This window comes from Streptomyces sp. NBC_01775, from assembly GCF_035917675.1.
Taxonomy (GTDB): domain Bacteria; phylum Actinomycetota; class Actinomycetes; order Streptomycetales; family Streptomycetaceae; genus Streptomyces.
In genome coordinates, this window is record NZ_CP109104.1 from 8,280,610 (window position 1) to 8,300,696 (window position 20,087).

General features: G+C 70.7%; 21 protein-coding genes and 2 tRNA genes. 18 read left to right on the forward strand and 5 right to left on the reverse strand.

Going from position 1 to position 20,087, the window contains the following annotated elements:
• Positions 1 to 48: 48 nt before the first annotated feature.
• Entirely contained in the window at positions 49 to 279 is a 231-nt protein-coding gene (locus OHB04_RS36580; protein WP_326809140.1) for a hypothetical protein, read from the reverse strand.
• A 356-nt stretch (positions 280 to 635) separates the two neighbouring features.
• On the opposite strand from OHB04_RS36580, the gene OHB04_RS36585 reads away from it, so the two are divergent.
• The gene (locus tag OHB04_RS36585) at positions 636 to 836 is read left to right on the forward strand and encodes a hypothetical protein (protein WP_326691929.1); all 201 of its coding nucleotides are present in this window, start codon (positions 636 to 638) and stop codon (positions 834 to 836) included.
• Positions 837 to 878: 42 nt separating this feature from the next.
• On the opposite strand, the gene OHB04_RS36590 is transcribed toward OHB04_RS36585, so the two are convergent.
• Together OHB04_RS36590 and OHB04_RS36595 are read right to left on the reverse strand one after the other, a co-directional pair.
• Positions 879 to 1,448 (reverse strand): CGNR zinc finger domain-containing protein, encoded by a 570-nt coding sequence (locus OHB04_RS36590; protein WP_326691930.1) that lies wholly within the window; start codon positions 1,446 to 1,448, stop codon positions 879 to 881.
• 204 nt (positions 1,449 to 1,652) lie between these two features.
• Complete coding sequence (locus OHB04_RS36595; protein WP_026005227.1) at positions 1,653 to 2,066, reverse strand: SsgA family sporulation/cell division regulator; 414 nt, start codon at positions 2,064 to 2,066, stop codon at positions 1,653 to 1,655.
• 200 nt (positions 2,067 to 2,266) lie between these two features.
• Here OHB04_RS36595 and OHB04_RS36600 point away from each other — a divergent pair, with 200 nt between their 5' ends.
• The 7 genes from OHB04_RS36600 (at position 2,267) to OHB04_RS36630 (ending at position 7,207) form a co-directional block, all read left to right on the forward strand.
• Complete coding sequence (locus OHB04_RS36600; RefSeq protein ID WP_326809141.1) at positions 2,267 to 2,608, forward strand: TIGR02611 family protein; 342 nt, start codon at positions 2,267 to 2,269, stop codon at positions 2,606 to 2,608.
• A gap of 16 nt (positions 2,609 to 2,624) precedes the next feature.
• Positions 2,625 to 2,696 (forward strand) — tRNA-Val (locus tag OHB04_RS36605).
• Between the two features lie 68 nt (positions 2,697 to 2,764).
• Complete coding sequence (locus OHB04_RS36610; protein ID WP_326809142.1) at positions 2,765 to 3,226, forward strand: SRPBCC family protein; 462 nt, start codon at positions 2,765 to 2,767, stop codon at positions 3,224 to 3,226.
• A 51-nt stretch (positions 3,227 to 3,277) separates the two neighbouring features.
• Positions 3,278 to 3,349, forward strand: a tRNA-Val gene (locus tag OHB04_RS36615).
• Between the two features lie 163 nt (positions 3,350 to 3,512).
• Positions 3,513 to 4,433 carry a hypothetical protein gene (locus OHB04_RS36620; RefSeq protein WP_326809143.1) on the forward strand — a complete coding sequence of 307 codons (921 nt, stop codon included), beginning with the start codon at positions 3,513 to 3,515 and terminating at the stop codon, positions 4,431 to 4,433.
• A 95-nt stretch (positions 4,434 to 4,528) separates the two neighbouring features.
• Positions 4,529 to 6,511 carry a threonine--tRNA ligase gene (thrS, locus tag OHB04_RS36625; RefSeq protein WP_326691934.1) on the forward strand — a complete coding sequence of 661 codons (1,983 nt, stop codon included), beginning with the start codon at positions 4,529 to 4,531 and terminating at the stop codon, positions 6,509 to 6,511.
• Positions 6,512 to 6,667: 156 nt separating this feature from the next.
• Positions 6,668 to 7,207 carry an HIT family protein gene (locus OHB04_RS36630; RefSeq protein ID WP_326691935.1) on the forward strand — a complete coding sequence of 180 codons (540 nt, stop codon included), beginning with the start codon at positions 6,668 to 6,670 and terminating at the stop codon, positions 7,205 to 7,207.
• 3 nt (positions 7,208 to 7,210) lie between these two features.
• Here OHB04_RS36630 and OHB04_RS36635 read toward each other — a convergent pair whose 3' ends face one another.
• Both OHB04_RS36635 and OHB04_RS36640 read right to left on the reverse strand, forming a co-directional pair.
• Entirely contained in the window at positions 7,211 to 8,881 is a 1,671-nt protein-coding gene (locus OHB04_RS36635) for a hypothetical protein (protein ID WP_326691936.1), read from the reverse strand.
• A 125-nt stretch (positions 8,882 to 9,006) separates the two neighbouring features.
• Positions 9,007 to 11,214 carry an elongation factor G-like protein EF-G2 gene (locus tag OHB04_RS36640; protein ID WP_326691937.1) on the reverse strand — a complete coding sequence of 736 codons (2,208 nt, stop codon included), beginning with the start codon at positions 11,212 to 11,214 and terminating at the stop codon, positions 9,007 to 9,009.
• A gap of 222 nt (positions 11,215 to 11,436) precedes the next feature.
• On the opposite strand from OHB04_RS36640, the gene pgsA reads away from it, so the two are divergent.
• The 10 genes from pgsA to ruvB all read left to right on the forward strand — a co-directional run bounded on the left by pgsA (position 11,437) and on the right by ruvB (position 20,009).
• Positions 11,437 to 12,213 carry a phosphatidylinositol phosphate synthase gene (gene pgsA, locus OHB04_RS36645; RefSeq protein ID WP_326691938.1) on the forward strand — a complete coding sequence of 259 codons (777 nt, stop codon included), beginning with the start codon at positions 11,437 to 11,439 and terminating at the stop codon, positions 12,211 to 12,213.
• Entirely contained in the window at positions 12,210 to 13,145 is a 936-nt protein-coding gene (locus OHB04_RS36650; protein ID WP_326691939.1) for a phosphatidylinositol mannoside acyltransferase, read from the forward strand. The genes pgsA and OHB04_RS36650 overlap by 4 nt, the downstream gene beginning before the upstream one ends.
• Complete coding sequence (locus tag OHB04_RS36655) at positions 13,142 to 14,314, forward strand: glycosyltransferase family 4 protein (RefSeq protein ID WP_326691940.1); 1,173 nt, start codon at positions 13,142 to 13,144, stop codon at positions 14,312 to 14,314. Before OHB04_RS36650 ends, OHB04_RS36655 begins: the two co-directional genes overlap by 4 nt.
• A gap of 66 nt (positions 14,315 to 14,380) precedes the next feature.
• Positions 14,381 to 14,938 carry a hypothetical protein gene (locus OHB04_RS36660; protein ID WP_326691941.1) on the forward strand — a complete coding sequence of 186 codons (558 nt, stop codon included), beginning with the start codon at positions 14,381 to 14,383 and terminating at the stop codon, positions 14,936 to 14,938.
• Positions 14,939 to 15,071: 133 nt separating this feature from the next.
• Complete coding sequence (pdxS, locus tag OHB04_RS36665) at positions 15,072 to 15,995, forward strand: pyridoxal 5'-phosphate synthase lyase subunit PdxS (protein ID WP_326691942.1); 924 nt, start codon at positions 15,072 to 15,074, stop codon at positions 15,993 to 15,995.
• A gap of 144 nt (positions 15,996 to 16,139) precedes the next feature.
• On the forward strand, positions 16,140 to 16,730 hold the full coding sequence (gene pdxT, locus OHB04_RS36670; RefSeq protein ID WP_326691943.1) for a pyridoxal 5'-phosphate synthase glutaminase subunit PdxT: 591 nt from the start codon (positions 16,140 to 16,142) through the stop codon (positions 16,728 to 16,730).
• A gap of 60 nt (positions 16,731 to 16,790) precedes the next feature.
• Positions 16,791 to 17,543, forward strand: coding sequence for a YebC/PmpR family DNA-binding transcriptional regulator (locus tag OHB04_RS36675; RefSeq protein ID WP_326691944.1), 753 nt, complete (start codon positions 16,791 to 16,793; stop codon positions 17,541 to 17,543).
• Between the two features lie 141 nt (positions 17,544 to 17,684).
• Positions 17,685 to 18,215, forward strand: a complete 531-nt coding sequence (gene ruvC / locus OHB04_RS36680) for a crossover junction endodeoxyribonuclease RuvC (protein ID WP_326691945.1) — start codon at positions 17,685 to 17,687, stop codon at positions 18,213 to 18,215.
• On the forward strand, positions 18,212 to 18,844 hold the full coding sequence (gene ruvA, locus OHB04_RS36685; RefSeq protein WP_326809144.1) for a Holliday junction branch migration protein RuvA: 633 nt from the start codon (positions 18,212 to 18,214) through the stop codon (positions 18,842 to 18,844). The genes ruvC and ruvA overlap by 4 nt, the downstream gene beginning before the upstream one ends.
• A gap of 106 nt (positions 18,845 to 18,950) precedes the next feature.
• The gene (ruvB, locus tag OHB04_RS36690) at positions 18,951 to 20,009 is read left to right on the forward strand and encodes a Holliday junction branch migration DNA helicase RuvB (RefSeq protein ID WP_326691947.1); all 1,059 of its coding nucleotides are present in this window, start codon (positions 18,951 to 18,953) and stop codon (positions 20,007 to 20,009) included.
• Positions 20,010 to 20,087: the final 78 nt, after the last annotated feature.

Sequence of the window (20,087 nt, forward strand, 5' to 3'; positions counted from 1 at the left end):
CAAGGGCCATCCGGCTCCCGCCGACATCCCTGGGAGATATTTGGGAGATCAACTCTCCCGGGGAGTAGGCCCGAACTCCCGGCGCTCGATGACCGGCGTCAGCGACGCCTCCCACATCGACTGCAACGACTCCGCAATCTTCAGCTCCATCGCGAGCGTCGTGTGACTGTAGGTGCCCTCCACGCCGGGCAGGTCGTGACCCGTCCGCTCCTCCAGGCGTTTTATGGGCCTGGTGCCCCTCCCGGCAAGCTTTGCCCTGTCGCGTCGTCCGGCACGCACTCCCCCAAGCTCTCCGAGCAGGGGGTGCCCCCAGCGGCGTTGGCCAAAAGCCCTGGTGGCTCCTTCCCCAAGCTCTCAGCTTCTCCCCCGGCCTTCGGCCGGGAGGTGCCCCCAGAGCAGGGGAGGCCCCGATCAAGGGCTTCCGGCCGCCTTGCGATCGCACGCTCCCCCACGCTCGGCTCCGCTCGCGCGGGCGGGCGGGCGGTGCCCCCACGACGACGCTCCTTCCGGGCAAACATTGCCGGTCACGGCACTAGCATGCCGCCGCTCCCAAGGTGGTATTTTTCCTGAACTAGACGCCCAACAGGGCATGTTGCACGCGGGGGTGCGGCGGTCTGCGACATGATCCCCGCGAGATGGACACCACGCCGAACTCCGCGATCGAGCTCGACGAGCCGCAACGCGCCGTAGCCGCGCCCCCCGCAACCGAGCCCCCGCCGCTCACCGAACCCAAGGGATGCCTGTACGCGCTCTCCCAACCCCCGCTGATGCTGTTCCTCGCCGTCATCGCCCTGCTGCTCGCCATCACCGGCGCCCACGACCTGATCTTCCTCTGACCCGGCGGTAGCAGCGGGACGGGTGCAGGCGGGGACGGAGCCTCAGCTCTGACCCGCGCCCGCCGACTCCCGCTGCCGCGCCCGGTAGGCGGCGACATGCAGTCTGTTGCCACAGGTCCGGCTGTCGCAGTAGCGCCGTGAGCGGTTGCGGGACAGGTCGACGAAGGCGCGGCGGCAGTCGGGCGCCTCGCACCTGCGCAGCCGGTCGCGCTCCCCGGAGACGAGGAAGAAGGACAGCGCCATCCCGCCGTCCGCCGCCAGGTGCTGGGCAACCGAGGCGCCGGGGGCGAAGTAGTGGACGTGCCAGTCGTAGCCGTCATGGTCGGTGAGCTGGGGAGTCGTGCCCGCCTCCGCGACCAACTCGTTGATCAGCCCGGCCGCCGTCCGGGCGTCGGGGGCCGCGAAGACCCGCGCGAAACGCTCCCGCACGGCGCGTACGCCCCGCAGGTCCGCTTCGGTGAGGGTGCCGACGTCGCTGACCTCGTTCCGCTCGACGAAGGAGCGCAGATCCGCCACGGTGGTCAGCCCGTCGGGGGTCTCCCCGTCCGCCGTGGTGTTCAGCAGGTCGACCGACTGGTCGAGCGCGCACCGGGTGTCGTGGTTGATCTGCACGGTCAGCTCCTGCCGTGTCGGGAACATCCTCCGGCCTGATGCGGTAAGAGCCTAGCCCGTTCCTGTCGTGGCGATGCCGCCGCCGCGTACGAGTGCGCGGCGGCGGCATCGCTGTGTGCCGTACACGGGGTGGTGCGGCGGGCACACGCCTGCCGGGCCCCGCAGCCGTCGCCCCGAGTCGGACGGCTGCGGTGACCGGCGGTCTCAGCTCTCGGCGAGGATGTGCGAGAGCTCGGTGTCGAGGTCGAAGTGACGGTGTTCGGTGCCGGGCGGCACCGCCGCGTCGGTCCGCTTGAGGAAGGATTCCAGCGCCCGCGCAGGGGCTTCGAGCAGCGCCTCGCCCTCCGGGGAGCTGAGGGCGATACAGGCCACGGACTGGCCGTGACTGCGGGATGGCCAGACCCGTACGTCACCGGTGCCCGTGGGCCGGTGCAGGCCCTCGGCCAGGAGGTCGCGGGCGAAGACCCACTCCACGGTCTCCTCCGCGCCGGTATGGAAGGTGGCGTGCACGGCGTAGGGGTCCGCCGTGTCATACCGCAGGCCCGCGGGTACAGGCAGTGAGGACTCGCTCGAAACAACGAGGCGCAGGTGCAGCTCACAGCTCACCGTTGTGTTCATAAGCGCCAGGGCCTTTCGCTCAGTGTGCGCTCGGGGATTCGCACGTCGGCGCAATCGACATGCCACCTACGCGCCGGTTGTAAACCCCTCTGACCGATTTGTGCGGAATCAGGTCCTTCGTATGGCCCTTGTGGGATTTGCGCCGTGCCGCCATTCCAGTGATCCGCCGTGACCGAAATGTGTCAGGTACCTTGGCCAGTATGAGTGCGGAGAGTGACGAAAAGCCGCTTGGGTCCCGCGCGCCGAGCTTCATTCAGGCGTCGCGTCCGCTGCATCTGAGCTGGCGTGCCGGAATCTTCCTGGTGGGCCTGGCGATCGTGGTCGCCGGGGTCATCATGCTGCCCCTGCCGGGGCCCGGCTGGCTGGTGATCTTCGGCGGCATGGCGGTGTGGGGCACCGAGTTCATCTGGGCCCAGCACGTCCTGCGCTGGACAAGGCGCAAGGTGCACGTGGGGACCGAGTGGCTGAAGGCCCGTCGCGCCGAGCGGCGGGAGCGCAAGAAGACCCGTCGGGAGTCCAAGGCATCCGCTGACATGGGGTAATGTTGGGCGCGCCAACGGGCGATTAGCTCAGTGGGAGAGCGCTTCGTTCACACCGAAGAGGTCACTGGTTCGAACCCAGTATCGCCCACCGCGCAGCGGGGCCCAGAAGCCGTACGGCTTCTGGGCCCCGCTGGCATATCCGACGGAGGTGCGCCCGTGGCCCTGCACCGCTACCGCTTCCGCGCGGAATGGAAGCTGGCGGCTCCCGCCTCCCGGGTCTTCGCCCTCCTTGAACGCGCCGAGGCGTATCCCGAGTGGTGGCCACAGGTCCGCGCCATCGCCCGTGCCGACGAGGGCAGCGGCACCGGCCGCTTCCGTTCGGTACTTCCTTACGTGCTCTCCGTAAGCGCCACTATGAGCCGGTACGACCCCGAAGCGGGCGTGCTGGAGATCCGTATGCACGGGGATCTGGAGGGCTGGGCGCGCTGGACCGTGCGGGAACGGGGCGAGGGGGCCTGCGTGGCGCTCTTCGATCAGGACGTGGAGGTGCGCAAGCCTCTGCTGCGTCTGCTCGCCGTGCCCGGGCGGCCCTTCTTCGCCGCGAACCACGCGCTGATGATGCGCAGCGGGCTGCGCGGTCTGCGAGCCCTGCTGAGAAGGGGTTTGGATGAAGAGTGAGGCGCCCTGTATTGTTCTGCACGTGCCGCACCGCGAGGGGCGGAACACCCGGGGCGATTAGCTCAGTGGGAGAGCGCTTCGTTCACACCGAAGAGGTCACTGGTTCGAACCCAGTATCGCCCACCCCGAGTTCACACAGAGGCCGTGCCGTCAGCAGACGGAGCGGCCTCTTTCGTGTGTCCGGTGTACCGGTCCCGCCCTGCGCCGACTGCCCTCAACCCCGCCCGTTTGCGGTGCCGTTCCCTGGTGAGGAGAAGGGAGGGACGGCCCGGAGACGGAGACCCTGATGCGAGTCGGCGCCGACGACGGCGATGAGATCCACTGGCGGCGCGAGCTGCCCGAGAGCAACAGCGCTGCGGCCTGGCGTGCCCGGCAGAAGCTGGGCGCCGCCGCCCGCGCCATGCTGCGCGCCGGAGCCCTGGCCGCCCACGAGCGTGCCGGATACCACGGCGCCCGCCACGAGCGGCGGGCCGACGCATACGCAGAGCTGGCCCGCTTCGAGGAAGGGAGCGGCGAGGGCGCCGGCGGACGGCTGCTGAGGGCCCGCCTCCCCGTCGCGACGGAAGCCGCACGACGACCCCTTGTCGCCCTCGGCAAAGCCCTGCGCGCGACGGCCGACGCCGTGAGCTCCTACCGCTCCACGGGGGCGACCGAGCACTTCGACGCCGTACGCGAACACGGGGTCTGCCAGGAGCTGACGGACTCGGTGTGCCAGCTGGTGCGCGGCACCGAGGGCGTGCGGATCACGCTGCTCTGGTCCGCCTCGGCAGGTGGCCCTCTCGGCTGCCCGGCCCGGCCCGCACCCGTCGTCTTCACCCCCGGCGACCTGCCCGCGCTGGAGCTGGCCGGGCGGCACTACACGCGCGCCGAACCCTCCGTCCCCGTCCGGGTGACGGGCGCCGTGGTGCGGCTGCGCCGCGCGGAACCCTCCGGGTCGGGCTCCGTGCGGCTGAAGGTGCTGGCGGGGGCCGAGGTGGTACAGGTACGGGCGCGCCTTGAGGAGGACGACTACCGCGTCGCCGTTCACGCGCACCTGGCCGGGCTGCCGCTGCGGCTGAGCGGACTGCTGGAGAGCAGAGGCGGATTCCGCCGCCTGAGCGGAGCGCACGGCGTGGTCCCCGTGCCCGCGCCCGAGGACGCACGTGAGCGGCTGCTCAAACAGCTCCGCCACGGCCTCGACGGCCTCGAGTGCGGGCTCGGCGGCTGAGCACACGACCGTTTCGCGGTACGGCACCGCGGCTCGGTACGATTCGACGGCGCGGCGAGTGTCCGCGTATTCCAGGCAAGAGTCAGGAGAGACCGGTGTCAGACGTCCGTGTGACCATCCAACGCGATTCCGAGCGGGAAGAGCGCGTGGTGACGACGGGCACTTCGGCCGCCGTGCTCTTCGAGGGCGAGCGCTCGGTGGTCGCAGTCCGCGCCGGGGGCGAGCTGAAGGACCTCGCCTACGAGCCGTCGGACGGCGAGGAGATCGAGCCCGTCGACCTCGCCAGCGACGACGGCCTGGACATCCTGCGCCACTCCACCGCCCACGTCATGGCACAGGCCGTGCAGGAGCTGTTCCCGGAGGCCAAGCTCGGCATCGGCCCGCCCATCAAGGACGGCTTCTACTACGACTTCGACGTGGCCGAGCCCTTCACTCCCGAGGACCTCAAGCGCATCGAGAAGAAGATGCAGCAGATCCAGAAGCAGGGGCAGCGCTTCTCCCGCCGCGTCACCACGGATGAGGACGCGCGCGTCGAGTTGGCAGACGAGCCGTACAAGCTGGAGCTGATCGGCCTCAAGGGCAGCGCCGCTGACGCGGCGGAGGGCGCCTCGGCCGAGGTCGGCGGCGGCGAGCTGACCATCTACGACAACCTCGACCCCAAGAGCGGCGAGCTGTGCTGGAAGGACCTGTGCCGGGGCCCGCACCTGCCCAGCACCCGGATGATCCCGGTCTTCAAGCTGATGCGCTCGGCCGCCGCCTACTGGCGAGGCAGCGAGAAGAACCCGCAGCTCCAGCGGATCTACGGCACCGCCTGGCCCAGCAAGGACGAGCTGAAGGCGTACCTCGAATTCCTCGCCGAGGCCGAGAAGCGTGACCACCGCAAGCTCGGCAGCGAGCTGGACCTCTTCTCCATCCCCGAGGAACTGGGCTCCGGCCTCGCCGTCTTCCACCCCAAGGGCGGCGTCGTCCGCAAGGTGATGGAGGACTACTCACGCAAGCGCCACGAGGAGTCGGGGTACGACTTCGTCAACACCCCGCACATCACCAAGGAGAAGCTCTTCGAGGTCTCCGGGCATCTGCCGCACTACGCGGACGGCATGTTCCCGCCCCTTCAGTTCGACGGGCAGGACTACCGCCTCAAGGCGATGAACTGCCCCATGCACAACCTCATCTTCCGGGCGCGGGGACGCTCGTACCGCGAACTGCCGTTGCGCTTGTTCGAGTTCGGCACCGTCTACCGCTACGAGAAGTCCGGCGTCGTGCACGGGCTCACCCGGGCGCGCGGGTTCACCCAGGACGACTCGCACATCTACTGCACCAAGGAGCAGATGCCGGACGAGCTGGACAGCCTGCTCACCTTCGTCCTGAACCTGCTGCGCGACTACGGCCTCTCCGACTTCTACCTGGAGCTGTCCACCCGCGACCCCGAGTCGGACAAGTTCATGGGGACCGACGAGGAGTGGGAGGAGGCCACCGACGCGCTGCGGCAGGCCGCCGGCAAGCAGGGGCTTGAGCTGGTCATGGACCCGGGCGGCGCGGCCTTCTACGGGCCGAAGATCTCCGTCCAGGCGCGGGACGCCATCGGCAGGACCTGGCAGATGTCCACGATCCAGGTCGACTTCCAGCAGCCGCAGCGCTTCGGGCTGGAGTACACGGCGGCCGACGGCTCCCGGCAGCAGCCGGTGATGATCCACAGGGCATTGTTCGGGAGCATCGAGCGGTTCTTCGCCGTGCTCCTGGAGCACTACGCGGGCGCCTTCCCGGCATGGCTCGCACCTGTGCAGGCGGTCGGCATCCCGATCGGTGACGATCACGTGCCGTACCTGGAGGAGTTCGCGGGCGCCGCGAAGGCCGCCGGGCTGCGGATGGAGGTCGACTCCTCGTCGGACCGGATGCAGAAGAAGATCAGAAACGCGCAGAAGAGCAAGGTCCCGTTCATGGTGATCGCGGGTGACGAGGACGTCGCCAACGGCGCGGTGTCCTTCCGCTACCGGGACGGGACGCAGAAGAACGGCATCTCGCGCGACGAGGCGATCCGGGAGATCGTTGACGCGGTGGAGCGCCGAGTCCAGGTGTGATGTGTGGCCCCGCACGCGCGGGGATGGTCCACGCTCGGTCGAGCCGAAAGGGGCTCGGTGGATGTGGCCCCCGCAAACGCGGGGTTGAGGGGCGGTCCGCTGTGCGGGCCGCCCCCTCGTCGTGTCCCGCGCCGCCAGGCGCATAAGCTGGCGCGCATGACGAGTGAGCCGGAGCAGCAGATCGGAGTGGGGGCGCCGGACGCGTTCCAGCGCCTGTGGACCCCGCACCGGATGGCATACATCCAGGGCGAGAACAAGCCGAGCGGTCCCGGCGCCGAGGACGGCTGCCCGTTCTGTGCCATCCCGCAGAAATCCGACGAGGACGGCCTGATCGTCGCGCGGGGCGAAGAGGTCTACGCGGTGCTCAACCTCTACCCCTACAACGGCGGGCACCTGCTGATCGTCCCCTTCCGGCACATCGCCGACTACACCGAGCTGAGCGACAGCGAGACGGCCGAGCTGGGGGCCCTCACCAAGCGCGCGATGACCGTGCTGCGCCGGGTCTCGGGAGCGCACGGGTTCAATCTGGGGATCAACCAGGGTTCGGTCGCCGGAGCCGGGATCGCTGCACATCTGCACCAGCACGTGGTGCCCCGCTGGGGCGGGGACACCAACTTCATGCCCGTCGTCGGCCACACCCGGGTGCTGCCGCAGCTGCTCGCCGACACCCGGGCCATGCTGGCCGAAGCCTGGTAGACGTCAGGCGTCGTACGCGTCCGCCTTGAAGGGCTTGGGGTCCTGCACCGCGGCGCTGAGGTTGAGGGAGCGGCTGCCGAACTTCTCGACGTCGCAGCCGTTCTCCGCCAGCACCCGGATCGCCGCGGAGTGCACGACCCGCAGCACGGGCGTCGCGGCGCGCAGCGCGTCGTCCGCCATGAAGCGGTGGCGCCAGGGCTTGTCCGCCCAGGCGTGCCGCAGCCCGAAGGGCTCCGGGAGCGCGAGCTTGCCGCCGAGGAAGTCCAGGACCGGCGGGAACCAGGTGAAGGGGGCGCGCACCGAAAGGCGTACAACCTCCTTCGCCTCCACCAGGGGCAGCTTGACGGTCCTGGTCTCCCAGAACTTCACACTCTTGGAGACCTGCTTCGTCTTGGCCTTCGGTCCGCTGGTGAACAGCCCGTGCACGGGGCCGAGGGCGTGCCCGGTGACCTCGATGCGCAGGGTGTGGTGCAGCACGGTCACGGTGATCAGGAGGGTGATCACCAGCTGGCCGTCCCAGAGGACGAACTGCGTGCCGAGGTAGTGCCTGTTGCCCGCGCCGAACTGCTGCTCGTTGCAGATGCGCTGTATTTCGAAGTCCTTGATGCGGTAGCCCTCGACCTCCTGGCCGTCGGGGCGCTTGACCGCCTTGGCTCCCTCGGCGACGGGCGAGACGACCCAGTGCCTTATCGAGGGGGCGGGGAAGCCTCCGGTGTGCAGGGGGCCGCGCTCCAGCATCCGGAGCTGGTCGTGGATGGCGCGGACGACGTCCCAGCTGCGGAAGGGGTTGATGTCCTCGTGGCCCTCGGCGGGGACGAGCTCCTCGGCGAGCTGCCAGCTGCCCCAGCGGGTGCCCATGCCCAGTATTCCCTTGGGGCCCGCGTAGTAGACGAGGTTGCTGGCCTGCTCGGCGGCCACCTTGGCCAGGCCGAGGCGGATGCGCTCGGCGCCCGCGTCGCTGGGGTCCTGGGGGACCGCTTCGGGGATCTTGGCGCCGACGCCCGCGCCGCCCAGCAGGCTCTCCCATCGGCTGCGCAGGTCCTTGGCGTAGCGTTCGCAGATCTGCTTGGCCCACAGCCAGCCGACGACGGGTGCGACCAGCATCGCGCGCAGGTAGAGCGCCCAGAGGCCGCCGAAGGGCAGCCGGATGGCGAACAGGACGATGAGCGCTCCGACGGCGACCAGCGCCACCGTCCCGAAGGCCCCGGCGCGCTTGTCCTTGGAGCCGGCGATCACCCGGCGCAGCTGGAAGGCGCCGAGCCACAGCAGCACGCCGGGCAGGAAGACCAGGCCGAAGAGCGACATCACCACGGTCAGCCGGGAGTCGCGCTGTTTGCGTACCCGGGTCGCGGCGAGGCAGTGCTCGACCACGGACTGGGGTTCGATGCCGAAGGACTGGATGAGGGGGGCTCTGGCGCCGCCGAGCAGTCTGGTCTGCACGGCGCGGGCGAACGCCTCGCCCAGGTTGGGCTCGAACAGGGAGATCTTGGGCTTCTTGAAGCTGGCCTCGGGGTTGGCCTCGATGAGCTTCTCGACCTCGTCGTCGCGGTAGGCGGCCGAGGCCAGGGCCTGGGTGGCCGCCGTCTGTCCGCTCGCCCCGGACAGGGGTACCTGGGCGCCTGGGGAGAAGTCGGATGCCGCGTCGGTCTTGCTGCTGTCGTCGAATCCGGCCACTTGGCCCCCACTCCGCTCGGATCTGGCTCGCGACACCACGGAGACCGCCCGTGTGTTGTGCCGCCGACCACGACGGCTTCCCAACAGCCGTGGTCGGCACACATCTTGCCTCAGCCTAAGTGTCCTCAGCGACCGCCGACAGTGTTCCCCTCTTCCTCCAGAATCCTTGTGGCCTGTTGTTGGGGCATTGGCTCGTGCCGGGCGTACGCCCGGGTGAAACGGCCGGTGCCGTGCGACATCGAGCGCAGGTCCACCGCGTACCTGCTGATCTCGATCTCCGGGATCTGGGCCCGTACCAGGGTGTTGCCGGGGCCGGCCTGCTCGGTGCCCAGGACCCGGCCGCGGCGCCCGGACAGGTCGCTCATCACGGCGCCCACGTAGTCGTCGGCGACGGCCACGGCCAACTCGGCGACCGGCTCCAGCAGATGGATCGTCGCCTGCCCGGCGCACTCGCGCAGCGCCAGCGCGCCCGCCGTCTGGAAGGCGGCGTCCGAGGAGTCGACCGAGTGCGCCTTGCCGTCGAACAGGGTGACGCGCACGTCCACGAGCGGGTAGCCGGCGGCCACACCCTTGACCGCCTGGGCGCGTACGCCCTTCTCCACGGAAGGGATGAACTGGCGGGGTACGGAGCCGCCCACCACCTTGTCGACGAACTCGATGCCGGAGCCGCCGGGCAGCGGTTCGACCGTGATCTCGCAGATGGCGAACTGGCCGTGCCCGCCGGACTGTTTGACGTGCCGGCCGCGCCCGGTCGCCCGGGAGGCGAAGGTCTCGCGCAGCGACACCTTGTGCGGGACGGTGTCGACCTGCACGCCGTAGCGGGAGCGCAGCCGCTCCAGCGCGACGTCCACGTGCGCTTCGCCCAGGCACCACAGCACGAGCTGGTGGGTGTCCTGATTCTGCTCCAGGCGCATCGTCGGATCCTCGGCGACGAGCCGGGACAGGCCCTGGGAGAGCTTGTCCTCGTCTGCCTTGCTGTGGGCCTGGATGGCGACGGGCAGCAGCGGGTCGGGCATCACCCACGGCTCCATGAGCAGCGGGTCGTCCTTCGCGGAGAGGGTGTCGCCGGTCTCGGCGCGGGAGAGCTTGGCCACGCAGGCCAGGTCCCCGGCGATGGCCCGGCCGAGGGAGTGCTGCTGTTTGCCGAAGGGGGCGGACAGGGCGCCGATGCGCTCGTCGACGTCGTGGTCCTCATGGCCTCGGCTCTCCAGGCCGTGCCCGGACACATGCACGGTCTCGTCGGGGCGCAGGGTGCCGGAGAAGATCCGGACGAGGGAGATGCGGCCGACGTAGGGGTCGGAGGAGGTCTTGACGATCTCGGCGGCGAGCGGGCCGGCCGGATCGCAGGTGAGCGGGGGCCGGGGCGCGCCCTGGGGCGTGGTGACCTCCGGGACGGAGCGCTCCTCCGGGGTGGGGAAGCCCCCGGTGATCAGCTCCAGCAGCTCGACCGTGCCGAGGCCCTGCCGGGCACCCTCGGCAGGCGGGGCCGCGGCCAGCACTGGATGGAAGACGCCGCGTGCCACGGCCTTCTCCAGGTCCTGGATGAGCGTCTTGACGTCGCACTCCTCGCCGCTGAGGTAGCGGTCCATGAGGGTCTCGTCCTCGCTCTGCGCGATGATGCCCTCGATGAGCCGGTTCCTGGCCTCCTCGATGAGGGCGAGATGTTCCTCGCGGGGATCGCTCTCGGTGCGGGCGCCCGCGCCGTAGTCGAACAGGCGCTGGGTGAGCAGCCCGATCAGGCCGGTCACCGGGGCGCTGCCGTCGGGGCGCCGCTCGCCGAGCGCGGGGAGGTAGAGGGGGATGACGGCGTCGGGATCGTCGCCGCCCAGGACGTCCTGGCAGACGGCGGCCAGCTCGTCGAAGTCGGCGCGGGCCGCGTCGAGGTGGGTGACGACGATGGCGCGCGGCATGCCGACGGCCGCGCACTCCTGCCACACGAGCCGGGTCGCCCCGTCGACGCCGTCGGCGGCCGAGACGACGAAAAGGGCGGCGTCCGCCGCCCGCAGACCCGCCCTCAATTCCCCGACGAAGTCGGCGTATCCGGGGGTGTCCAGCACGTTGATCCTGATGCCGTCCCAGGCGAGCGGCACCAGTGAGAGCTGGATGGAGCGCTGCTGCCTGTGCTCGATCTCGTCGTAGTCGGACAGGGAGCCGCCGTCCTCCACGCGGCCCGCCCGGGTCACCGCGCCTGATGCGAGGGCGAGGGATTCGACCAAGGTGGTCTTTCCCGCTCCGCTGTGGCCGACCAATACCACGTTCCGTATGGACGCGGGGTGGTCGGCCGCCGCTGCCCTGCCGGCGGCTCCGGGGTGTGCGTTCGCTTTATCGGCCATGCGTCCCGCCTTCCGGTTGACACCTGCTGGATCGCGCTGAAGGGGCCGAGGGGTCGCGAAGACCACGGTTCTTCGAGCTTTCCACCGCTGCCGGAAGGCGTCCATACGTTGAACACGGCGCCGACGGACGGTGTGCGCCGGGCGCTGCCGCCGCGTGGCTACGATGGGCCGGGCCGGTGGCCACATCGCCATCCGGCTCACTCACGAAGCACCGGGACGGTCATGCTGAACAAGTACGCGCGTGCCTTCTTCACGCGTGTCCTCACGCCATTCGCCGCGATGCTGCTGCGCCTGGGCGTGAGTCCCGACGCGGTCACTCTGGTCGGCACCGGCGGGGTGATGGCGGGGGCCCTGATTTTCTACCCCATGGGGGAGTTCTTCTGGGGAACGGTAGTCATCACCCTGTTTGTCTTCTCGGATCTCGTCGACGGCAACATGGCGCGGCAGTTGGGGCGCTCCAGCAGGTGGGGCGCGTTCTTGGACTCGACCCTGGACCGCGTCGCCGACGCGGCCGTCTTCGGGGGGATCGCGCTGTGGTACGCGGGACGCGGTGACGACATCGCGCTGTGCGCCGTGACGATCTTCTGCCTGGCCAGCGGTCAGGTCGTCTCGTACACCAAGGCGCGGGGCGAGAGCATCGGCCTGCCCGTCAACGTCAACGGGCTGGTCGAGCGGGCCGAGCGGCTGGTGATCACGCTGGTGCTCGCCGGGCTCTCAGGCTTCGAGGCCACTTTCGGCGTCCCCTACATCGGCGTGCTGCTGCCCGTCGCGCTGTGGGTGGTCGCGGCAGGCAGCGCGGTCACCCTCGGCCAGCGGGTGGTGACGGTGCGCCGGGAGGCCGCCGAGGCCGAGGAGACCCCGGCCCAGGAGACTCCGGCCGGCCAGGAGCCCGCGGCCGGGTCAGCCGCCGGGCCGGCGGCGCCGGCTCCCGGGAAGGTGCCCGCCGGAGGGACCGAGGAGGCGTCCGGCTCAGCGAAGCAGAAGGGAAGGACCGCGTGAGCGCAGTCCGCGACCGGCTCACCGACTCGCTCTACGGGCTGGGCTGGGCCGGGGTCAAGAAGCTGCCCGAGCCCGCGGCAGCCGCGCTCGGCCGGCGGGTGGCCGACACCGCCTGGCGGCGCCGAGGCAAGGGCGTCTCCCGGCTGGAGTCCAACCTCGCCAGGGTGGTGCCCGACGCCTCGCCCGCCCAGCTGCGCCGCCTCTCGCACGCCGGGATGCGCTCGTACACGCGGTACTGGATGGAGTCCTTCCGGCTGCCGTCCTGGAACGAGCGGCGCGTCGCCCAGGACGTCGAGATAGAGGATCTGCACCGCCTCACCGACGGCATCGCCTCCGACCAGGGCGTGATCCTCGCGCTGCCCCACATGGGCAACTGGGACCTGGCTGGCGCCTATGTGGTCACCGCGCTGCGCACCCCCTTCACCACGGTCGTGGAGCGGCTCAAGCCCGAATCGCTGTACGACAGGTTCGTCGCCTACCGCGAGAGCCTCGGCATGGAGGTGCTGCCGCATGCCGGGGGCTCGGCGTTCGGCACCCTGGCGCGCAGGCTCCGGGCCGGCGGCCTGGTGTGCCTGGTCGCCGACCGCGACCTGTCCTCCGCCGGGCTGGAGGTCAAGTTCTTCGGCGAGACCGCGCGCATGCCGGCGGGCCCCGCACTGCTCGCGCAGCAGACCGGCGCGCTGCTGCTGCCGGTGACGCTGTGGTACGACGATTCCCCCGTCATGAAGGGGAAGGTGCACGCGCCGGTCCCCGTGCCCGGCATCGAGGGTCGCAGGGAGCGGGTGGCGGCCATGACCCAGACTCTCGCCGACACCTTCGCCGCCGGCATCGCCGAGCACCCCGAGGACTGGCACATGCTCCAGCGCCTGTGGCTCGCCGATCTGGACAACGGCGTCCGGGCAGGCCCGCGCAAGGGGGAGGGGGAGGGATGAGGATCGGCGTCGTCTGCCCGTACTCGTGGGACGTCCCCGGAGGCGTCCAGTTCCACGTCCGCGATCTGGCCGAGCATCTGATCCGGCTGGGGCACGAGGTCTCCGTCCTCGCTCCGTCGGACGACGAGACCCCCTTGCCGTCGTACGTCGTCTCGGCGGGCCGGGCCGTTCCGGTGCCGTACAACGGCTCGGTCGCGCGGCTCAACTTCGGCTTCCTGTCGGCGGCCCGGGTACGCAGATGGGTGCACGAGGGCCGCTTCGACGTCCTGCACATCCACGAGCCGGCGACGCCCTCGCTGGCGCTGCTGGCGTGCTGGGCGGCGCAGGGCCCCATCGTCGCCACCTTCCACACCTCCAACCCCCGCTCCCGGGCCATGATCGCGGCGTATCCGATCCTCCAGCCGGCGCTGGAGAAGATCAGCGCGCGGATCGCAGTGAGCGAGTACGCGCGCCGCACCCTGGTCGAGCACCTGGGCGGGGACGCGGTGACCATCCCCAACGGCGTCGACGTTGGCTTCTTCGCGGACGCCGAGCCCAAGGAGGAGTGGCAGGGCGGCTCCGAGGGACCCACGATCGGCTTCATCGGCCGCATCGACGAGCCCCGCAAGGGACTCCCCGTGCTGATGGCCGCGCTGCCCCGGATCCTGGAGGAGGCCCCGGGCACCCGGTTGCTGATCGCGGGCCGGGGGGACGAGCAGGAGGCGGTGGCCGCGCTGCCGCGCCCGATGCGCGACAGCGTCGAGTTCCTGGGCATGGTCAGCGACGAGGACAAGGCCCGGCTGCTGCGCAGCGTCGACCTGTACATCGCGCCCAACACCGGCGGCGAGTCCTTCGGCATCATCCTGGTGGAGGCCATGTCGGCGGGTGCGCCCGTCCTCGCCAGCGACCTGGACGCCTTCGAGCAGGTGCTCGACGGGGGAGCGGCGGGCCAGCTGTTCGCCAACGAGAGCGCCGACGCGCTGGCCGAGTCCGCCGTGCGGCTCCTCGCCGACCCCGAGCGCCGCGCCGAGCTGCGGGCACGCGGCACCCGCCATGTGCGCCGCTTCGACTGGTCCACCGTCGGAGCCGACATCCTCTCCGTGTACGAAACGGTCACCGACGGCGCCGTTTCCGTCGCCCCGGACGAGAGAATCGGCCTACGCGCCCGGCTCGGCCTGGCCAGGGACTGAGCAGGGGGCCCGGCCGAGGACCAGACCCAGCACCGAGACCCCAGCACCGAGGATCCGAGGACCACGATGCCGACCCTCACCACACTGATCTGGATCGCCGTCGCGCTGCTGCTGATCGGCGTCTATCTGAGCTGGACGGCAGGCCGCCTCGACCGGCTGCACGCCCGCATCGACGCGGCCAAGGCGACGCTGGACGCCACGCTCCTGCGCCGGGCGTCGATCGCGCAGGAGCTGGCGACGGCGGGGGTGCTCGACCCGGCGGCCTCGATAGTGCTCTATCAGGCGGCACACGAGGCGCGGCAGGCCGAGGAGGACCAGCGCGAGGTGGCCGAGAGCGAGCTGAGCCAGGCCCTGCGCGCCGTCTTCGCCGAGACCGCGCAGGTCGAGGTCCTACGGGCGGCGCCGGGCGGGGAGGAGACGGCCCTGGAGCTGGGTGCCTCGGTACGCAGGGTGCCCATGGCGCGGCGCTTCCACAACGACGCCGTGCGGGCCGCGCGGGCGCTGCGGCGCCACCGGAAGGTGCGCTGGTTCCGGCTGGCGGGCCACGCCCCCTTCCCGCTGGCGTTCGAGATGGACGACGGGCCGCCGCCGGCCCTGGTCGACCGGGGCCACGCGGGCGGGTAGCCCACTCGCGGACGGCTCGGGTACAGGCCACAGCACTGGAATTGGCCCTTTCCGGCGGCGGCCGGGATGGGCGACTGTTACGAACAGGGCCGGTTGGTCCTGCCGTATTTTTCCCGTCGAGCGAGGTCGAACCGTGTCAACTCCGTCCCCTGTCACCGAGTCCGCAGCGCCCAGCGCCGAGACCGGTACCGCACGCGTCAAGCGCGGCATGGCCGAGCAGCTCAAGGGTGGCGTGATCATGGACGTCGTCACCCCGGAAGAGGCGAAGATCGCCGAGGACGCCGGTGCCGTGGCGGTCATGGCGCTGGAGCGGGTACCCGCCGACATCCGCAAGGACGGCGGCGTGGCCCGCATGTCCGACCCCGACATGATCGACGGGATCATCAGCGCCGTCTCCATCCCGGTCATGGCCAAGTCCCGCATCGGCCACCTGGTGGAGGCCCAGATCCTTCAGGCGCTGGGTGTGGACTACATCGACGAGTCGGAGGTCCTCACCCCGGCCGATGAGGTCAACCACAGTGACAAGTTCGCCTTCACCACGCCGTTCGTCTGCGGAGCCACCAATCTGGGTGAGGCCCTGCGCCGGATCGCCGAGGGCGCGGCCATGATCCGCTCCAAGGGCGAGGCCGGCACGGGCAACGTCGTCGAGGCGGTCCGCCACATGCGCCAGATCAAGAGCGAGATCGGCAAGCTGACCGTCCTCGACAACAACGAGCTGTACGCCGCAGCCAAGGAGCTGCGTGCCCCGTACGAGCTGGTCAAGGACGTCGCGGTGGCGGGCAAGCTGCCGGTCGTGCTCTTCTCCGCCGGCGGCGTGGCCACCCCGGCCGACGCGGCCCTGATGCGCCAGCTCGGCGCCGAGGGCGTCTTCGTCGGCTCCGGCATCTTCAAGTCCGGCGACCCGGCCAAGCGCGCCGCCGCCATCGTGAAGGCCACCACCTTCTACGACGACCCCAAGATCATCGCCGACGCGTCCCGCGGCCTGGGCGAGGCCATGGTCGGCATCAACTGCGACACCCTCCCCGAGGGCGAGCGCTACGCGAACCGCGGCTGGTAGAGCCCGTTCGAAGTGCCGGGCCCGCACACCGCACCGGGCGGGCCCGGCTGCTACGCGCCGGGCCCGGCCGCCCGTGCACGCGCCGGGCCCGCCCGGCGCACTCCCACCAGATCTAGGTGCCCCGTAAGCAAGAAGGACCGCACAGTGTCTGAGCCCACCATCGGCGTGCTCGCCCTCCAGGGCGACGTCCGCGAACACCTGGCAGCCCTCAAGGGCTCGGGAGCGGAGCCCGTACAGGTGCGCCGCCCGGAAGAGCTCGAGGCGGTCGACGGCCTCGTCATCCCGGGCGGTGAGTCGACGACGATCAGCAAGCTGGCCGTTGCCTTCGGCCTGATGGACCCCCTCCGCGCCCGCGTACAGGCAGGCATGCCCGCCTACGGCTCGTGCGCGGGCATGATCATGCTCGCCGACAAGATCCTCGACCCCCGCTCCGGCCAGGAGACGATCGGCGGGATCGACATGATCGTGCGGCGTAACGCCTTCGGGCGGCAGAACGAGTCCTTCGAGGCGTCCCTCCCCGTGGACGGCGTGGAGGGCGGCCCGGTGGAGGGCGTCTTCATCCGCGCCCCGTGGGTGGAGTCGACCGGGGCGGCGACGCGGACACTGGCCGCCTACGACGGCCACGCGGTCGCCGTGCGGCAGGGCAACCTGCTCGCCACCTCCTTCCACCCCGAGCTGACCGGCGACCACAGGGTGCACGGACTGTTCACCGCGATGGTGCGGTCAGCACGCTGAGTCGCTGACGGTAGGATCTCCGCGTTGAGAAGAAGTTGGTGACTGTGAAGGAGCGAGGCTGTGTCCGGCCACTCTAAGTGGGCTACCACAAAGCACAAGAAGGCCGTGATCGATGCCAAGCGCGGCAAGCTCTTCGCGAAGCTGATCAAGAACATCGAGGTCGCGGCGCGTACCGGCGGCGCCGATCCGGAGGGCAACCCGACACTCTTCGACGCCATTCAGAAGGCGAAGAAGCAGTCGGTTCCGAACAAGAACATCGACAGCGCGGTCAAGCGCGGCGCGGGCCTTGAGGCCGGCGGCGCCGACTACGAAACGATCATGTACGAGGGCTACGGCCCGAACGGCGTGGCCGTGCTGATCGAATGCCTGACGGACAACCGCAATCGCGCGGCATCCGATGTGCGCGTCGCCATGACCCGCAACGGCGGCTCCATGGCCGACCCCGGCTCGGTCTCCTACCTCTTCAACCGCAAGGGCGTCCTCATCGTCCCCAAGAACGGCCTGAGCGAGGACGATGTGCTCGGTGCCGTGCTGGAGGCGGGTGTCGAGGAGGTCAACGACCTCGGTGACAACTTCGAGGTGATCAGCGAGGCCACCGACCTGGTCCCGGTGCGTACCGCGCTGGTCGAGGCGGGGATCGACTACGACTCCGCCGACGCCAGCTTCGTGCCGAGCATGCAGGTCCAGCTCGACGAGGATGGCGCGCGCAAGATCTTCAAGCTGATCGACGCGCTGGAGGACAGCGACGACGTGCAGAACGTCTTCGCCAACTTCGACGTCTCCGACGAGGTGATGGCGAAGGTCGACGCCTGACGGGCGCGCCTTGGGACACGGCTGGTGACGGCCCGGCGGAGACACGTCTCCCCGGGCCGTCCGCTCTGTCGGTGCCGCCCGATAACCTGCGGGAACACGGTGACGGGTGCCGGAGGCAGGCCGAGAAGAGGGGGGATCGCGTTGCGCGTGCTGGGAGTTGACCCCGGGCTGACCCGCTGCGGGATCGGCGTGGTCGACGGTGTCGCGGGGCGGCAGCTTTCCATGACGGCGGTCGGTGTGATCCGCACTCCCGCCGAGGCCGAGACCGCCGAGCGGCTGGTGCTCGTCGAGCGCGGCATGGAGGAGTGGCTGGACGCGCATCACCCCGAAGCCGTCGCCGTCGAGCGGGTCTTCAGCCAGCACAACGTCCGCACCGTCATGGGCACGGCACAGGCCAGTGCCGTCGCCATGCTGTGCGCCGCGCGCCGCGGGCTGCCGGTGGCGCTGCACACCCCCAGCGAGGTCAAGGCCGCCATCACCGGTTCAGGCCGGGCCGACAAGGCGCAGGTCGCCGCCATGGTCACCCGGTTGCTGCGGCTGGCCGCGCCGCCCAAGCCGGCCGACGCCGCCGACGCCCTCGCGCTCGCCATCTGTCACATCTGGCGCGGCCCCGCACAAAACCGTCTCCAGCAAGCCGTCGCAGCTCAGCGTCTGAAAGGCACCACTCGATGATCGCCTTCGTCTCGGGCCCCGTCGCCGCGCTCGCCCCCGACACCGCAGTGGTCGAGGTCGGCGGCGTCGGCATGGCCCTTCAGTGCACTCCCGGCACCCTCGCGGGGCTCCGCGTCGGAGAGCACGCCAAGCTCGCCACCTCCCTGGTCGTCCGGGAGGATTCCCTGACGCTGTACGGCTTCGCCGACGAGGACGAGCGGCAGGTCTTCCAACTGCTCCAGACCGCCAGCGGCGTCGGCCCCCGGCTGGCCCAGGCGATGCTCGCGGTACACGCCCCCGACGCGCTGCGGCTCGCGGTCTCCATCGGGGACGAGAAGGCGCTGACCGCCGTGCCCGGCATCGGGAAGAAGGGCGCCCAGAAGCTGTTGCTGGAGCTCAAGGACCGCCTCGGCGAACCGCTCGGCACCGGCGCGCACGCCTCCCGGGCGGGCGTGGGCGCGCCCGTCGCCACCGGATGGCGAGAGCAACTGCACGTGGCCCTGGTCGGGTTGGGATATGCCGCCCGGGAGGCCGACGAAGCGGTCGCGGCTGTGGCACCGCAGGCCGAGGCCGTTGTCGCCGACGGCGGACAGCCGCAGGTGGGCTCACTGTTGAAGGCCGCCCTCCAGTCGCTGAACCGGGCCCGGTGAGGGCTGTGGTCGTCGCCCCGCACTTGAGCGCAGGCCGGTGGCCGCTGTGTGCCCACCTGTTCCGCCTTGCGGAACGCCTGCCCACAATCCGGTGGAGGTCTCTGCCATGAACGCGGAAGAACGGCTGGTCGGCGCGGACGCCGACAGTGAGGACCAGGCCGTCGAGGCGGCGCTGCGGCCCAAGCAGCTGGGGGAGTTCATCGGGCAGCCCAAGGTGCGCGAGCAGCTCGACCTCGTCCTGAGGGCGGCCCGCGCCCGTGGCGGCACCGCCGACCACGTCCTGCTGTCCGGGGCCCCCGGGCTCGGCAAGACAACTCTTTCGATGATCATCGCGGCGGAGATGAACGCCCCCATCCGCATCACCTCGGGCCCCGCCATCCAGCACGCCGGTGACCTCGCCGCCATCTTGTCCTCGCTCCAGGAGGGCGAGGTCCTCTTCCTGGACGAGATCCACCGGATGTCCCGCCCCGCCGAAGAGATGCTCTACATGGCGATGGAGGACTTCCGCGTCGATGTGATCGTCGGCAAGGGCCCCGGGGCGACGGCGATCCCGCTGGAGCTGCCGCCCTTCACCCTCGTGGGCGCCACCACCCGCGCGGGACTGCTGCCGCCCCCGCTGCGCGACCGCTTCGGCTTCACCGCGCACATGGAGTTCTACGAGCCGGGCGAGCTGGAGCAGGTCGTGCACCGCTCGGCGCAGCTCCTGGACGTGCACACGGACCCCGAGGGCGCGGTGGAGATCGCCGGGCGCTCGCGCGGCACGCCCCGTATCGCCAACCGGCTGCTGCGCCGTGTCCGGGACTACGCCCAGGTCAAGGCGGACGGCGTGATCACCCGCGAGATCGCCTCCGCCGCGCTGAAGGTCTACGAGGTCGACGGGCGCGGCCTCGACCGGCTCGACCGCGCGGTGCTCGGCTCGCTGCTCAAGCTCTTCGGCGGCGGCCCGGTGGGTCTCTCCACGCTCGCCGTCGCGGTGGGGGAGGAGCGTGAGACCGTGGAGGAGGTCGCCGAGCCCTTCCTCGTACGGGAGGGACTGCTCGCGCGTACGCCCCGTGGTCGCGTCGCCACCCCCGCCGCATGGGCCCACCTGGGCCTCACTCCGCCCCAGCAGTCCCCGCAGTCACCCACCGGCGGCCAGGGACAGCAGGGTCTGTTCGGAACGTGACGGCGCCGTGACGGCGCGGGGGCTCGCCGGGCCAGGAACCCCGGTGCCATGCTTGACGTTGTTCCATTGGCGAAGCCT